Source organism: Mycobacterium sp. WMMD1722, from assembly GCF_049315205.1.
In the GTDB taxonomy this organism is placed as follows: Bacteria; Actinomycetota; Actinomycetes; order Mycobacteriales; family Mycobacteriaceae; genus Mycobacterium.
The window spans coordinates 3,872,160-3,885,887 of record NZ_CP186056.1 but is presented as its reverse complement, the minus strand read 5'-3'; the positions used below and the strand labels follow the sequence as shown (position 1 = coordinate 3,885,887).

The window sequence follows — 13,728 nt, the reverse complement described above, 5'->3', positions numbered from 1 at the left end:
CACCTCACCCGCTGACGTTCAGCCGGGTGTGCACCGACGCGATGGCCGACGCCATGTCCTCGCCGCTGATCTCGCTCAACTGCTCCACTCCCAGCGTCTCGAAGTCCATCGACCGGGCCAGGCGCATATCCCGCGCCTGTTCGCCGGCCTCCACCAGCTGACGCGCATAGCGGCCGTTGCCCGCGATGTCGAGGGCGGGTTTGTCACCGAGCGTGCGCTGGCTCAGCAGGGACGCCGCCTCGAGCACCCGTTTGGCCGCCTCGTCGCTGACGATCGAATCATTCGCCTGGGCAATGACTTTGGTGATGTCGACGATCTCGTCCGCGGTATAGGAGTCGAATTCGATGCGATTGGCGAAGCGTGACCGCAGACCGTCGTTGGTCTCCAGCAGGCGGTCGATGTCGCCGCTGTAGCCGGCGATGATCACCACCAACCGGTCCCGGTCGTTCTCCATCCGGGCCAGCAGCGTGTCCAGCGCCTCGGTGCCGAACGGGTCGGTGCGGCCGTCGCGTTCCTGCACCAGGGTGTACGCCTCGTCGATGAACAGCACCCCACCGACGGCACGGTCGATGGTGCGCGCGGTCTTCACCGCCGATTGTCCTTCGTATTCGGCGACGAAGTCCTTGCGCGAGGTCTCGACGAGCTTCGGCTCGGCGATGACGCCGAGTCCGGCCAGGATGTTGGCCACCACCCGGGCGATGGTCGTCTTTCCGGTGCCCGGCGGGCCGGCGAAGATCATGTGCTTGGAGGTCTGCGCGACCTTCATGCCGCGCGCGGCCCGGATCTTGGCCATCTGCGTCGCGGCGCGATACGCCTCGATCTGCTGTTTCACCCGGTTCAGCCCGATCTGCCGGTCGAGCTCGGCCTGGGCCTCGGTGAGCAGCTTCTCCCGGCCCGAGGTGTCGGCCAGCACGCTGGACGGGTCCCACGGATCGGTGCGCGCGGCGATCTTCTCCGGCGTCGTCGTCAGCAGCCGGTAATTCGGATCCCGCGACGCCGCAGTCACTTTGGGCTCGGGATGGTTGGCCTGCAACCACTCCAGCAGCACCACCGCGGATTCCTCGTTGCCCTGGGCCCGTCGCGCCATCGCCAGATACCAGGCGATGGCCGGTGCGCAGGCCTGTCCCACGACGGTGTTGTTGGCCTCGGTGAGCTTGCGGTCGGCCTCGGTGAACAGGCCGAGGTTGGCGGCGGCCACTCCCTGGGCGACGCCGGCCGCGGCGGCCAGGAACTTGTCGGGCCAGGCCTCGGCGCCGCGCACCTGCTCGATGACGTCGGTCCAGCGCTCGCCGTAGGCGTAGATCACCGCCCTGACCCACGACACCAGGTGTTCGGCCCCGGCGGCCGGGGCGTCGTCGAGCGCCTCCATGGCGTCGGCGTGATTACCCATCGCCGCCTCCTGGACGGCGAATCCGAGGGTGATCGCCAGCGGTGAGAGCACGGGATAACTGATGTCCGCGCCGAAGATCCCGCCGATCGGCACCCGGGCAGCCAGCGCGTTCATGGTGATCTCGGCCGAGCCGGCCAGCCGCCCGAAGTTCGACCGCGAGTACCAGGCCCGGAACAGCGTCACCCGCTCGCGGTCACCGCAGCGGATCCGGCCGACCCAGGCGTCGCAGGCGCTCTCGTCGTATTCGGTGATCTCGGTGAACAGTTCGTAGGCACGCGCAGGCGCCGTCGGAAGCATGCTCACCGCGCTGCCGAACAGCCCGGTCAGATGGTCACTCATGGGTACCTGCATACCGGGTGGTGAACACCTCGTTCCGACGCGCCCAGGCCTGCTCCGGGGTCGGTAGCTCGAGGTCGCGCTGCAGGAATTCGCGGGTGGCCGGGTCGTCGTGACCCTGTTCGCGCATTCCTTCCAGCATTGTCACGTACTGCGCCGACTTGGCGTCCTGGGCAGCCAGACCGGCTATCACGACTATCTCCTCTGCCAGTTCGGTCTCGGACATCTCGGTGGATCGGCGGGACAGCTCGATGCGCTCGATGCGGCCGTCCGGGTGGGCACTGACCGTGACACTGCCGATGGGGTTGGACACGGTGAAGGCATCCGTCGGCAGGTCGCCGTCCGCACCGCCCGGTGCGTCGAGCGCGTCCAGTGCGGCGAGGTCGGGCACGTAGCCGTCGCCCCCGTCGCCCCCGTCGCCCCCGTCGTCACCGAGGAAGCCGTCACCGAGGAAGCCGTCACCGAGGAAGTCGTCCGGAGCATCACCCACCATGGCGGCCCCTTCAGTCGACGTGCGTGTCGTCAGAGTCGGCGGCGGACGCATTCTGCTCGAACCACGCCTTGGACGGCAGGAACTCGAGCAGCTCGTCGAGGGCCCGCTGCAGATTGTCCTGGGTGCCGGGCAGGAAGCTGCCGTACAGCTCGCCGTTGACCCGGCGGGGAATCGACACGATGCGTCCGTGTCGGGAGTCGAGCACACCAGCGGCGACCGAGGCCGTGGTGTGGGTGCCGCCGGGGTGGCGTTCGGTGGCCGTCAGCTCCACCCAGCTCGACGGATCGCTGATGATGTCGGCGTACGCCCGCGCCGAGGTGAGCGCCAGACCGTGGCCTTGCAGCTGATCGGCGGTGCGGCATTCGGCCAGCTTGCTCGCGACGCCGGTGAGCGGTTCGACGTCGGCGGGGGGTGCGCTGCCCAGCACGGTGGTGACCATGTTGGCCAGCCCGATCTGCGGGGCGACCCGCTGCACCACCAGCATGTCGCCGTCGCGGGCCGCCACGACGTGCCGGTCGCCCTTGCGGCAGACGACGAAGCGCACCATCTTGCCGCCGAGATCACGGCGCCACCACCGGCCCTCGAGCACGCGGTCGGAGCGGCTCAGCGTGTCCACCATCGCCGCCACCTCGGGGTGCGGTTCGCCGTAGAAATTCAAGACGCCCTGGGCGGTCAGATCGCGGCTCACCTGTTCCCACACGATCTCGCGCAGATCGGGCTGCGGGATGTTGAGCCGAATGCCCAAGGCGGGCGGGAAATCCATGGTGTGCAGCCGGTCGGCGATGACGAGCATGCCGTCGATCGTGACCTCGACCCCCACCACGTCGTCGTAGTGCGTGCTGGCGGAGGCCGACGTGCCGACCATGTTCGTCATGCTGTCCCCCTCTCCGAGCCTCGCACGCACGACCGGGCGTCTTTGCCGCACCGGGGGCCACCGGTTGACCGGCGGCGGCGTGAGGACCTTGGCCGAAAGTGAGCCTACCAGCGCGTCAGCCGGCCGACTCGCGGCGATTTCCGCCGCCGAACCGGCCCGCCCGCAGAACTCAGTCGGCTCTCAGCAAGGGCTCTTCCCCGCTGCCGACCCGATCAAAGTTCGAAATCGTCCTCGCAGCGAACATCGGTGCGATGGGTCGGCGATCGGGACGACCGGCGCCGCAGCGGGCGCCTGCACCGCCGTTCCCGCCGGGGCGCAGCGGCCCGCCACACCCCGCTGGCGTGCGCATCGGCGGCGGGCCGGTTTTGCTGCCTCGGGGTGCCCGATACTGGGGTGGTGACCGACGACCCCGAGCCGGACACCGGACCCACCGGGCCCCGTGTCCCCCCGGACCCACCGACCGTGATCTTCGAAGCCGGTCCGCGCGGCAGCTTCCGGGACCCACACCAGAACATGCGCCCCGCACCGCAGCGGGACCCGAGAAGCGGCCCGCCGCCCTGGCAGCCGGCTCCCGGGCCGAGCTGGCCGCCCCACCAGCCGCCCCCGCCGTCCTACGCGGACGCCATCCGGCCCGAACAGCTGATGCGGCCGCGGCGCACACCGCCCGCGCGCGGCTGGCGCAGACTGCTGTTCCGGATGAGCTTCGGGCTGGTCAATCCCGGCCAGTCGGCCGAGGAACTGCGTGAGATCGCGCTGGAGAACCGGGTCCGCGGCGCATTGCGGGGTCACTACAAGATCGGCGTGATGGGCAAGGGCGGCGTCGGCAAGACCACCGTGTCGGCCAGTGTCGGATCGGTGTTCGCCGAGCTGCGGCCGGATGACCGCGTGGTGGCCATCGACGCCGACACCGCATTCGGCAAATTGGGCAGCCGGGTCGACCCGCGAGCTCAGGGTTCGTACTGGGAGTTGGCCTCCGATCAGCACCTCGATTCGTTCGCCGATGTGCGCAGCCGGGTCGGCAACAACGCCGCCGGACTGTTCGTGTTGGCTGGCGAGGGGACGCCCGCCCGCAGGCGGGTCCTCGACCCGGCGATCTACCGGGAGGCGACCGCACGGCTGGACAAGTACTTCTCCATCTCGATCGTCGACTGCAGTTCCACCATGGATTCGCCGGTGACCCAGGAGGTGCTGCGGGACCTGGACGCGTTGATCGTGGTGTCCTCGCCGTGGGTGGACGGCGCCGCGGCCGCCGGCCAGACCCTGGACTGGCTCGCCCACCGCGGGATGACCGGCCTGCTGCAACGAACGCTGCTGGTGCTCAACGACTCCGACGGGCACGCCGACAAGCGCACCCGCACGGTCCTGGCCCAGCAGTTCGCCGGTCACGGTCAGCGGGTCATCGAGGTGCCGTTCGACGGACAGCTGCGTCCGGGGGGCGTGATCGAGGGCACGCGCATCATGACGCCGGCCGCGCGGCGCAGGTTCATCGAGATCGCGGCCGCCCTGGCCGAGCACTTCCCGACGACCGACGATCGGTCGAGAATCCGGGATTGAGTTCGCTCCGCCCGCGGACGCGGAGGTGTCCAGCAACGTCGGTGTTTGTTACGTTGACGTTTGGGGCACCTCCAGATCCGGGGGATTTGGGCCGTCGAACGACTCAGGAGTGAACCGACTTGAAGAAGACCACGATTCTCGCAGCAACAGTCGCGGCGGCCGGCGCGGTCGCTGCGGCACCACTCGCCGCAGCGGAGACCGGCGCTCCGGCCGGTCCGCAGACCACCGAACTGGGCAAGCAGGCCGATCTGATGACCGGTGGTGTCACGCAGGGCTGGACCGTCAGCGGGCTCAAGCCCAGCTCGGATCAGATCCCCTACCCGGTCCAGGGCACGCTGTGGGAGGCGACCGCCACCGACCAGGCCATCCAGGGTTCCGTGCAACCGGTCGTGTCGAACTTCAACGCCCGCGCCGCGGACGGCCAGACCTACCGGACGCTGTTCCAGGTGGCCACGCCGCAGGGCGTGAATCCGGCCGCGATCGCTCAGGGCCAGCAGACCAGCGGCAAGCTGTACTTCGACGTGACGGGTGCGCAGCCCGACAGCGTCGTCTACAACGACGGGGCCCGCGACGTGCTGCTCTGGCTGAAGCCCGCTCCGGCCCCGGCGCCGTCGGGTTCCGGTTCGTCGATGTCGTATCCGTCGACCGGCTATCCGTCGACGGCTGTTCCGCAGGGCACCGGCGCGGCAGAAGCTCCGGCAGCCGCGGGCGCCGAGGCGGCTCCGGCCGCGCCGGGCGCGCCCGCACCGGCCGGCGCCGAGGTGGCGCCCGCTCCCGGTAGCACCGGAACGCCGATCCCGGCGGGCAGCACCGGCACGCCGCTTCCGGAGGGCAGCACCGGCACGCCGATTCCGGCCGGCTCTGCAGGTACCCCGGCGGCGCCGCCCGCCGCTCCCCCGGCCGGGCAGCCGGCTCCGGCTCCGGCTCCGTCCGGGGCGCCCCAGCCGGTGAGCAACGCGGAGGTCCCGCACTATCCGGTGCCGCCGACCACCACGGCAGTGCCGCTGCCCTGACCCCGCGTGACGTCGTGAACGGGGCCGGTCACCGACCGGCCCCGTTTTCGTATCGCTAGGAGTGGGAGCTCCACCAGAGGTAGAGCTGGTCCAGGTTCGGACCCTGCGGTCCGGACTGGACCACCGCGACCAGCGACTCGTCGACGTTGGTCCACGCCACCACCGGCCGGTTCTGCTGGATGCCGCAGAACAGCACCCCGCTGACCTTCTGCGGGGTGGCGTTGCGCCGCCACGGTCCCGGCGACTGGATGTTGCCGGGGCAGTTGACCCTGGTCGACCCGTTGACCACCGCGCTGAACGCCGCATCGAGTGCCCGACCGTCTTCGGCGATGGTGAAGGTCGCCGACGGTGGGCCGCCGGGGTCGGTGTTGGGTCCGCAGGATGCCGCCGCCCGCGCACCGGCGGGCGGCGCCACCGTCTCGCACACGCCGGAACGGTATCCGGCCGGGAGCAGGCCGAGCAGTCGCGCCTCGGCCGCAGCGTCGGCGGTCGGGGTGGGCTCGGCGGTCGTGGTGGCGGGCGGAGCCGCGTCGTGGCCGCCGGACGGCACCACGAGCCAGATGATCAGGCCGAGGACGACGATGCCGGTCACCGCCGCGGCGGCCAACCAGATCGGCTTCTTGGACGGCGGCGGGGCCACCGGGGCGCGCGGGATCACCGGCGGTGGGGCGTGGCTGTAGGACGTCCAGCTCTCGGGCGCCGGCGGGGGCGGTTCCGCCGGCGCCGCAACGCTGGTCGGCGGCATGGCCACCGCGGGGGGCGGGAAGTACTCGGCGTCGGCGGTGTAGCCGGCGTCGATCGGGGGTGCCGGATCGGGCACCTCGGGTTCCGGTTCCGGGGGCGCCGCGGCGGGTTCGTCCGGCGGTGTCTCCTCGACCGGTTCAACCGCCGGCGCGGAGTCGTCCGGGACGTCGGAGACGGGTTCCCGGTCGGGCTCGGGTCCGGTGGCCCAGGGATCCGAGGAGGGTGGCGGCGGCGGCCACGTCATCTCCGCATCCGCCCGTACTCCGTACTCACCTGGCGCCCCCGATCTGTCGGTGTATCCCGAGAAGACTTCGGCAAAGACAGTAGTGGCCGCGGCGGTCGGCGGTGGCTACGGATTCGCATCAGTCCAGCTGCCCGATCAGCGCTTCGATGGACCGGGCTGCCGCGTCGGTGACCGGCTCTTCGGCTTCGGCCGCCGCGATCTCGTCGGCGCTCACCCCCGCGGCCTGGGCGGTCTCTTCGAGAGTGAGGTTTGTCCGGCGCCGTGCCGCGTACAGCCGCTGGCCGAGCGTGGCGCCGGGGGCGGTGGCACCGAGGACGGTCAGCTCGTCGATCCGCCGGCGGACCGAGCTGAGGGCTCTGATGAGCGCCGGAGTGACCCTGCTGATCCGCGCTGCTTGGGCGGCGACCGATTCGAGCGCACGCAGATCGGCCAGGATCGCGGTGACCCGTGGCACGAAATCGGGATGCTCGACCGGCGGCAGATTCTCCGCTGCGGCGCCCAGGGTGTGCACCGCGGTGACGACGGCCTGCGCGATCAGCGGCACCTCGTCGTCGCCGGCCGATGCCGAGGGCGGTTCGGCGGCCCGCCCGGCGGGTTCGCCGTGCCGTAGCCGCGCGATCGTGCCCGACGGCCACTGCAGCACCTCTTCGAGCTTGGCGCGGGTGCGTTGGCGGGGCCAGCTACGGCCCTTCTCGAAGGCGATCAGGGCACCGGCGTTGATGATGCCCTCCGACGCCAACCTGCGCTGGCTGATGTTGAGCTCGCGGCGGCGGGCGGCTGCCGCAGCCCCGGCGCGGGCCATCCCGGGATCGATTGCGCCGACGCTCTCGTCGACGGATTCCGGGCTGGTCATGGACGGAGCTGATCCTCGCTGGCTCGACGAAGTACTCGGCTGATTCTAGCCGCGTACCGCTGCAGCGCTACGACTTGGGGCGGCCCAACCCGTCGAACCGCTGCATTTCGAGTACCGCCGAACCGCAGCGCTCCCTGATCTAAATGTTGCATTACTCACGTTTCAGGCGCCGAATGTCCGCGGCCGGGCAGAGGGCGCGTCAGTTAACTGTTGCAACGCTACGGTTAGTGCTATAGATTCGACGGCACGCGGAGCGCACGCCCGCACGGTAAGTCAGAGGAGTACCCCATGAGCAGCAACGTCACCGTCCTGGAGATCCCCGTCGGCGCCTGCACCCGTGACCCCGAACGCTGGACGACCACCGCCGACGATGAGGCCAAGGCGATCTGCCGTGGCTGCCCCCGCCGGTGGATGTGCGCCCGCGACGCCGTCGAGTTGCCCCGCGCCGAAGGACTGTGGGCGGGGATCGTGATCCCGGAGGCCGGGCGCGGCCGCACTTTCGCACTCAAGCAGTTGCGCAACCTCGCCGAACGCAACGGCTATCCGATCCGGGCCATCCGCCGCGTGTTTCCGGAATCGGCCTGATGCGAACACGGCCGGAATACTCCGGCACCCCGACCGGTTACATCACCTGACGGTGCCGGGCATGCCCCGGGCCCCAACCACATTCGTCGCTTCGAGCGACCACTCGCCGAGAGGCGCCATGGCGGCACCGTCCCAACTTCCGAACACGCGGTCTGTTCAGCCGCCCTGCGCGGCCACCGCGTCGGCGACGGCCACGAGGTACTCGTCGACCTCGCCGCAGTGGTATCCGCGCCGACCGATCGGCCGTCGCGGGAACCGGATCGAGCGCACATCGTCGGCACTGAGGTGTCCGCGCCCTTCGAGTCGCCGGACCGCCAGCGCCAGGAAGTCGTGCACCGACTTCGGATCGTATCCACGTTGATTCCAGGGCGCTTTCGCAAAGGCCGCACTACGCAGATCGTCGGCGGTCAACCCGCTACGTGGCCGGTTCATCACCGCTGATGCTATGCCCGCACGTCAACCGCCCCGAACATCACCCGCCAGGACACCCTCGATCAGGGCGAGGTGGAGAGGATGCTCGCCGCGAGGACGGGTACCCCCTGAGCCGTACCCGACAATCGAGGAGAGACCGTGGCCAACGACAGCACCCCCGACGACAAGACCGGTGCACCCACCACCGTGAGGGCCGAGGCTGACCGCTTCACCATCGCCGTCGAGGGCGGGACCGTCGGATTCGCCGCGTTCAACGACGACGGCGGTCAGCGCGTCTTCACCCACACCGAGGTGGAATCGGAGTTCGAGGGCCGGGGTCTGGCGACCATTCTGGTCGCGGAGGCGTTGGCCCAGACCCGCGATGCCGGTCTGCGGATCGTGCCCGCGTGCGCTTTGGTCGCCGACTACGTCGAGAAGCACGACGAGTACGCCGACATCGTCGACCCCGTGGGTCAGCAGTGACGCCATACCGCTCCCCCGCCTGATCAGGCGACCGCTAGGGTCGGCGCGTGACCGATCCCAGCGCCTACTTCCACCGCGACGGCGACACCTTCGTGCCGGATCCGATCGCCCGTGGGCCCTGGGGCTCGTCGGTCAGCGGGAACTACGTCGGCGGTCTGCTCGGCCACATCGCCGAACAGGCGGCGCCGCCGGATCCGGATCTCCGGCTCGCGCGGTTCACCGTGGATCTGCTCCGGCCGGTCGCGATGGCGGGAATCACCGCGCGGACCCGCATCGTTCGGCAGGGCCGGCGCCTGTGTCTGCTGGAGGCCGAACTGGTCCAGGACGACGCCGTGGTATCCCGCGCCAGCGCGCTGCTGCTGCGCCGGGGACCGCAACCCGATGACGACGCCTGGAGCTCTCCGGTCGTCCTGCCGCCGGTCCCCGCCGACCCCGACGACATCGCGAATCGGCCGCTGCTGCTGTGGGTCTACGGCGGTGACGAACACCCCACCGAACCCGCGACCGATCTGAGTGGGTGGCAGCAGTCCGGTCCCAAAGCGGTGTGGATTCGCGACGTCACCCCGCTGGTGCGCGGCGCCGCGCTGACCCCGTTCGGTCGCGCGGCGATGGCCGGGGACTATGCCAGCTCGCTGACCAACTTCGGCTCGACCGGGCTGCCGTTCATCAACGCCGATTACACGGTGTCGCTGAGCCGGCTGCCCGAGGGACCGCACATCGGGTTGACCGCGCTCACCCACCACAGCCACGACGGCATCGCCACCGGAACGGCCGTCATGTTCGACCGCCTCGGCCCGGTCGGCAGCGCCGTGGCCACCGCGGTGGCCAATCCCGGTTTCGCGCCGCGGGGGATCAGCGCGGCGTCAGGACGATGACGGGGATCTCCCGATCGGTCCAACTCTGATACGTGTCGAAGTCGGCATAGAGTTCCACCAGCCGGGGCCACAGCCGGGCCCGCTGCTGCGCGTCGGCGACGACGGCCCGCACGGCACGCCGCTCCGATCCGATCTCGAGGTGGGTGTCGGGGTGGGCGACGAGATTGCGGTACCACTGCGGGTGCTCGGGCCGCCCGCCCTGGGAGGCGACCACCACGATGTCCGCGCCGTCACGCAGGTAGAGCAGTGGGGTGACGAACAGCGTGCCGGACTTGCGGCCACGGTGCTCGAGCAACATCGTCGGCACCGGCTTGCGGAAACCCGCTCCGATGCGCCACTTACCGCCGACCCGGCCGCCGGTGCGGCGGTACACCCACACGTGCGCCTTGCCGACGGCTTTGAAGACCTTGGGCAGCAACGGCGAATCGAGCTGCTTCGGACGCTTCGGCGCCATCAGGACTGCTCCAGATACTGGGCGGTGCTGCCGCCCAGCGGGATCTCCGGCATACCGAGCTTGCGGTGATCCCAGCTGCGGAGCCGTTCGGGTACCACGCGCACCGCGATCCGGTTGTTCATCATCTGGTCGACGAAGGGTTTCATCTCGTCGCTGTAGGGACCGGTGTAGCGCTCCCACACGCTGATCCCCACGCGGAGAAGCAGATCCGGATCGGCGTCGACGATCTCGGCGCGACCGTCGATGGAGACCCCGCGCAAGGTGTTGTAGGTCAGCCCGTCCTCGATCATCACGGTGACGGTCGGATCGCGGTATAGGTTCACCGCCTTCTGCGATTTGGCCTTCGTCTCGAACCAGATCTCGCCGTCCAGGACCGCGTACCACATCGCCACGAGATGCGGTCTGCCGCTGGGCAGTACGGTCGCCATGGTGGCGGTGCGGCTGCGTTCGATGAACTGGGCGATCTCGTCGTCGGACATGACGATCTTCGCGCGTTCGTTCTTACCCACGGTCTATGCCTATCAGGCGGGCGTCGGCGTCACGGTCACCGGTATGCCGTTGAGCGCACCGTTGCCCGAGGGTTCGTCGAGGAAGCCCGGCGGTGACAGGACGTTCGTGTTCACCCCGGGCGAGGCGTTGGCCACCGCCATGCGGGTGCCCGACCGGCCGTGGCCCCAGCCGTGCGGCATGGACACCACGCCGGGTTTGATCGCGTCGGTGATCTCGACGGGCACCTCGATGCTGCCGCCACTGGAGGTGACGGTGACGGTCTGACCGTCGGCGACCCCGCACCGGCGGGCATCGTCGTCGTGCATCAGCAGGGTGCACCGGTCGCGACCCTTCATCAGCGGCGCGACGTTGTGCAGCCACGAGTTGTTCGAGCGTAGGTGCCGGCGGCTGACCAGGACGAGATCGTCCGCGCCGCGGTCCAGCCGGGCGGCGAGCCGCGGCAGGTCCTCGAGCAGGTACGGCGGCGCGAGCCGGATCCGCCGGTCGGCGGTGCCGAGGATGTGGGGGACCTGCGGCACCATGGGCCCGAAGTTGACGCCGTTGGGTTGGGCTTTCAGCTTGTCCAGGGTCAGCCCGTCGGGTCGTTCGCCGTAGCGGTCCCCGAACGGTCCGGTGCGCAGGGTGAGGTCGAGGATCCGTTCCGGGCCGCCGTGGGAGTACCGGGCGCGGATCGCGGCGCCGTCGAGGCCCTGGGTGAACGCCAGGTAGTCGAAGAAGCCGTCGTCGATCGCGGCGACATCGACGTCCTCGGCGGGCACCCCCGTGAGCAGACCCGTCAGCCGGATCAGCAGTTCCCACTCGTGGGGCCGGTCGGGCTCCTCGGGCGCGAACACCGGCGCCGAGTAGTTGGCCACGCTGTTGATCGCGAAGTTGAGGATCAGATCGTCGTGGTGGGGCTGCTCGAGCGGTGAGAGCCCGGGCAGGAAGACGTCGGCGTGCCGGGTGGTCTCGTTGAGCCACAGGTCGACGGCGATCATCGCCTCGAGTTGGGGCAGCGCCTCGTCGAGATGGTGACCGGCCGGGGTGGAGAGCACCGGATTGCCCGCGATCGTGATCAGCGCCTTGATCTGGCCCTCGCCCGGGGTGGCGATCTCCTCGGCCAGACAGGACACCGGCACCTGTCCGAGCACCTCCTTTGCGCCGCGCACCCGGGTGTGGAACCGGCCGAACACGGCGGCACCGTCTTCCAGGCCCGGCTGCGGCTGGACCGTGACCGACCAGGCGGCGGCGCGCGGGAACATCGCACCGCCGGCGACGTCGAAGTGTCCGGTCAGGATGTTCACCACGTCGACCAGCCAGCTGGCCAGACTGCCGAACTCCTGATTGCACAGGCCGATCCGCCCGTAGACGACCGCCCGCGGGGTGCCCGCCAGTTCCCGGGCCAGCGCGCGGATCCGGTCGGCGTCGATGCCGGTGGCGGCGGCCACCCGCTCCGGGGGCCAGTCCGCGGCCACGGTCGCGAGGGTGTCGACACCGTCCACGTGATCGGCCACCGTCCCGAGACGGACCAGGTCTTCGGCATAGAGCGTGTGGACGACGGCGAGCAGCAGCGCGGCGTCGGTGCCGGGGGTGATCGCCAGCCACTCGTCGGCGCGGGCCGCGGTCGCGGTGCGGACCGGGTCGACGACGATGACCTTTCCGCGCCGGCGGATACCGTCGATGATGCCCATGACGTTCGGCGCGGCCAGCAGCGAGCCCTGGGAGGCGGCCGGGTTGGCGCCCATCACGACGAGCAGATCGGTGCGCTCGATATCGGGCACCGGGAAGGTCCACCAACCGCCGTACATCAGGTGCGACGACAGATTCTTCGGCCACTGGTCGACGGTTCCCGGCGAGTAGGTGATCGGCATACCGGACATGCCGAGGAGCACACCGGAGTAGCGGGCCAGCGAAAACGAGTGCGCCAGTGGGTTTCCCACGTAGGCGGTGACAGCGCCGATGCCGTAGCGCTCGATCACCGGGGTGAGCAACTCGGTGCAGCGCCGCAACGCCGCCGCCCAGCTGACCTCCTGCCACTGCCCGTCCACCTTGACCATCGGCCGGCGGATCCGGTCGGGGTCCTCGTGCACCGCGCCCAGCGTCGCGCCCTTCGGACAGAGATGACCGTGGCTCCACACGTCGTCCCGGTTGCCGCGGACGCTCTCGACGCGGCCGGCGCGCACCTCGATGTCCAAGCCGCACATGGCCTCGCACAGCGGGCACGTGTAGAGATGCCGGCCGTCTTCGCCGATCCCGGCCAGTGGGAGGTCGACCGTCATCGAAGCTCCTTCGCGTCGGGCTTGTCGTGACAGACTGTATCGACAATGCCGGCGCAGCGGAGGTGATTCATGACCACGACACCGCGGCGGCGCCACGGATCGCGCCGCGACCCGGCGATCGACGTCGCCGTTCTCGCCGCGGCCCGGCGGTTGCTCGTCGAGCGCGGGTATGCCGCGACGACCATCGATCTGATCGCGGCGTCGGCCGGGGTGAGCCGGCCCGCGGTCTACCGGCGGTGGAACTCCAAGGCCGAGTTGGTGCACGAGGCACTGTTCCCGGACCTCGGACCAGAGGCACCCGCGGCGGGCTTGACCGCCGAGATCACCCGGTTGTGCCGCGGCGCCCTGCGGATGTACGGCGACCCCGCGGTGCGCGAGGCGATCCCCGGTCTGCTCAACGACTTACGTGCCGACCGGACCGCCCGGCGGGCTCTGAGCGACCGTTTGGAGGCGGCCGCCCGCAGCGATCTCGCCGCGCGACTGGCCGGCGCGGTGGAGTTCGGCACCGCACGGCCGGACGTCAGCGCCGACACGGTGATGGACGTCATCGCGGGCGGCGCCTGGTACGCGGTCTGTGTGCGCCGGATCCGCGACATCGACCGCGCGGCAGCCGAACTCACCGAGCTGGTGTTGCGCGGCGTGTTGGCCTGA

At 70.3% G+C, this 13,728-nt stretch carries 15 protein-coding genes; 6 read left to right on the top strand and 9 right to left on the bottom strand.

The features are described from left to right. Positions 1 to 4: 4 nt before the first annotated feature. The 3 genes from eccA to ACN27E_RS18550 are packed head-to-tail and all read right to left on the bottom strand — an operon-like array spanning position 5 to position 3,093. A complete protein-coding gene (eccA, locus tag ACN27E_RS18560; RefSeq protein ID WP_422743667.1) occupies positions 5 to 1,729 on the bottom strand; it encodes a type VII secretion AAA-ATPase EccA in 1,725 nt (574 codons plus the stop codon). Then, positions 1,722 to 2,219, bottom strand: a complete 498-nt coding sequence (locus ACN27E_RS18555; RefSeq protein ID WP_422743666.1) for a YbaB/EbfC family DNA-binding protein — start codon at positions 2,217 to 2,219, stop codon at positions 1,722 to 1,724. Before ACN27E_RS18555 ends, eccA begins: the two co-directional genes overlap by 8 nt. A gap of 10 nt (positions 2,220 to 2,229) precedes the next feature. Further along, positions 2,230 to 3,093: an ESX secretion-associated protein EspG gene (locus ACN27E_RS18550; protein WP_422743665.1), complete on the bottom strand. Its 864-nt coding sequence runs from the start codon at positions 3,091 to 3,093 to the stop codon at positions 2,230 to 2,232. Positions 3,094 to 3,489: 396 nt separating this feature from the next. Between ACN27E_RS18550 and ACN27E_RS18545 the strand changes: the two genes are divergently transcribed. Next, positions 3,490 to 4,647, top strand: coding sequence for a MinD/ParA family ATP-binding protein (locus ACN27E_RS18545; RefSeq protein WP_422743663.1), 1,158 nt, complete (start codon positions 3,490 to 3,492; stop codon positions 4,645 to 4,647). A gap of 119 nt (positions 4,648 to 4,766) precedes the next feature. Then, complete coding sequence (locus tag ACN27E_RS18540) at positions 4,767 to 5,660, top strand: MPT63 family protein (protein WP_422743662.1); 894 nt, start codon at positions 4,767 to 4,769, stop codon at positions 5,658 to 5,660. Between the two features lie 55 nt (positions 5,661 to 5,715). On the opposite strand, the gene ACN27E_RS18535 is transcribed toward ACN27E_RS18540, so the two are convergent. After that, on the bottom strand, positions 5,716 to 6,648 hold the full coding sequence (locus ACN27E_RS18535) for a hypothetical protein (protein ID WP_422743660.1): 933 nt from the start codon (positions 6,646 to 6,648) through the stop codon (positions 5,716 to 5,718). Positions 6,649 to 6,766: 118 nt separating this feature from the next. Then, on the bottom strand, positions 6,767 to 7,501 hold the full coding sequence (locus ACN27E_RS18530; protein ID WP_422743658.1) for a transcriptional regulator: 735 nt from the start codon (positions 7,499 to 7,501) through the stop codon (positions 6,767 to 6,769). A 288-nt stretch (positions 7,502 to 7,789) separates the two neighbouring features. Here ACN27E_RS18530 and ACN27E_RS18525 point away from each other — a divergent pair, with 288 nt between their 5' ends. Beyond that, positions 7,790 to 8,086 (top strand): WhiB family transcriptional regulator, encoded by a 297-nt coding sequence (locus ACN27E_RS18525; RefSeq protein ID WP_422743657.1) that lies wholly within the window; start codon positions 7,790 to 7,792, stop codon positions 8,084 to 8,086. Positions 8,087 to 8,242: 156 nt separating this feature from the next. On the opposite strand, the gene ACN27E_RS18520 is transcribed toward ACN27E_RS18525, so the two are convergent. After that, a complete protein-coding gene (locus ACN27E_RS18520) occupies positions 8,243 to 8,518 on the bottom strand; it encodes a DivIVA domain-containing protein (protein ID WP_422743656.1) in 276 nt (91 codons plus the stop codon). 138 nt (positions 8,519 to 8,656) lie between these two features. On the opposite strand from ACN27E_RS18520, the gene ACN27E_RS18515 reads away from it, so the two are divergent. Together ACN27E_RS18515 and ACN27E_RS18510 are read left to right on the top strand one after the other, a co-directional pair. Then, positions 8,657 to 8,980, top strand: coding sequence for a GNAT family N-acetyltransferase (locus tag ACN27E_RS18515; RefSeq protein ID WP_422743655.1), 324 nt, complete (start codon positions 8,657 to 8,659; stop codon positions 8,978 to 8,980). Between the two features lie 47 nt (positions 8,981 to 9,027). Next, complete coding sequence (locus ACN27E_RS18510; RefSeq protein ID WP_422743654.1) at positions 9,028 to 9,855, top strand: thioesterase family protein; 828 nt, start codon at positions 9,028 to 9,030, stop codon at positions 9,853 to 9,855. On the opposite strand, the gene ACN27E_RS18505 is transcribed toward ACN27E_RS18510, so the two are convergent. The 3 genes from ACN27E_RS18505 to ACN27E_RS18495 are packed head-to-tail and all read right to left on the bottom strand — an operon-like array spanning position 9,833 to position 13,077. Further along, positions 9,833 to 10,309: a nitroreductase family deazaflavin-dependent oxidoreductase gene (locus ACN27E_RS18505; RefSeq protein ID WP_422743653.1), complete on the bottom strand. Its 477-nt coding sequence runs from the start codon at positions 10,307 to 10,309 to the stop codon at positions 9,833 to 9,835. The genes ACN27E_RS18510 and ACN27E_RS18505 overlap by 23 nt on opposite strands. Beyond that, positions 10,309 to 10,818, bottom strand: a complete 510-nt coding sequence (locus ACN27E_RS18500) for a pyridoxamine 5'-phosphate oxidase family protein (RefSeq protein WP_422743652.1) — start codon at positions 10,816 to 10,818, stop codon at positions 10,309 to 10,311. The genes ACN27E_RS18505 and ACN27E_RS18500 overlap by 1 nt, the downstream gene beginning before the upstream one ends. A 12-nt stretch (positions 10,819 to 10,830) precedes the next feature. Further along, on the bottom strand, positions 10,831 to 13,077 hold the full coding sequence (locus ACN27E_RS18495; RefSeq protein ID WP_422743650.1) for a molybdopterin-dependent oxidoreductase: 2,247 nt from the start codon (positions 13,075 to 13,077) through the stop codon (positions 10,831 to 10,833). 69 nt (positions 13,078 to 13,146) lie between these two features. Between ACN27E_RS18495 and ACN27E_RS18490 the strand changes: the two genes are divergently transcribed. After that, entirely contained in the window at positions 13,147 to 13,728 is a 582-nt protein-coding gene (locus ACN27E_RS18490) for a TetR/AcrR family transcriptional regulator (protein ID WP_422743648.1), read from the top strand.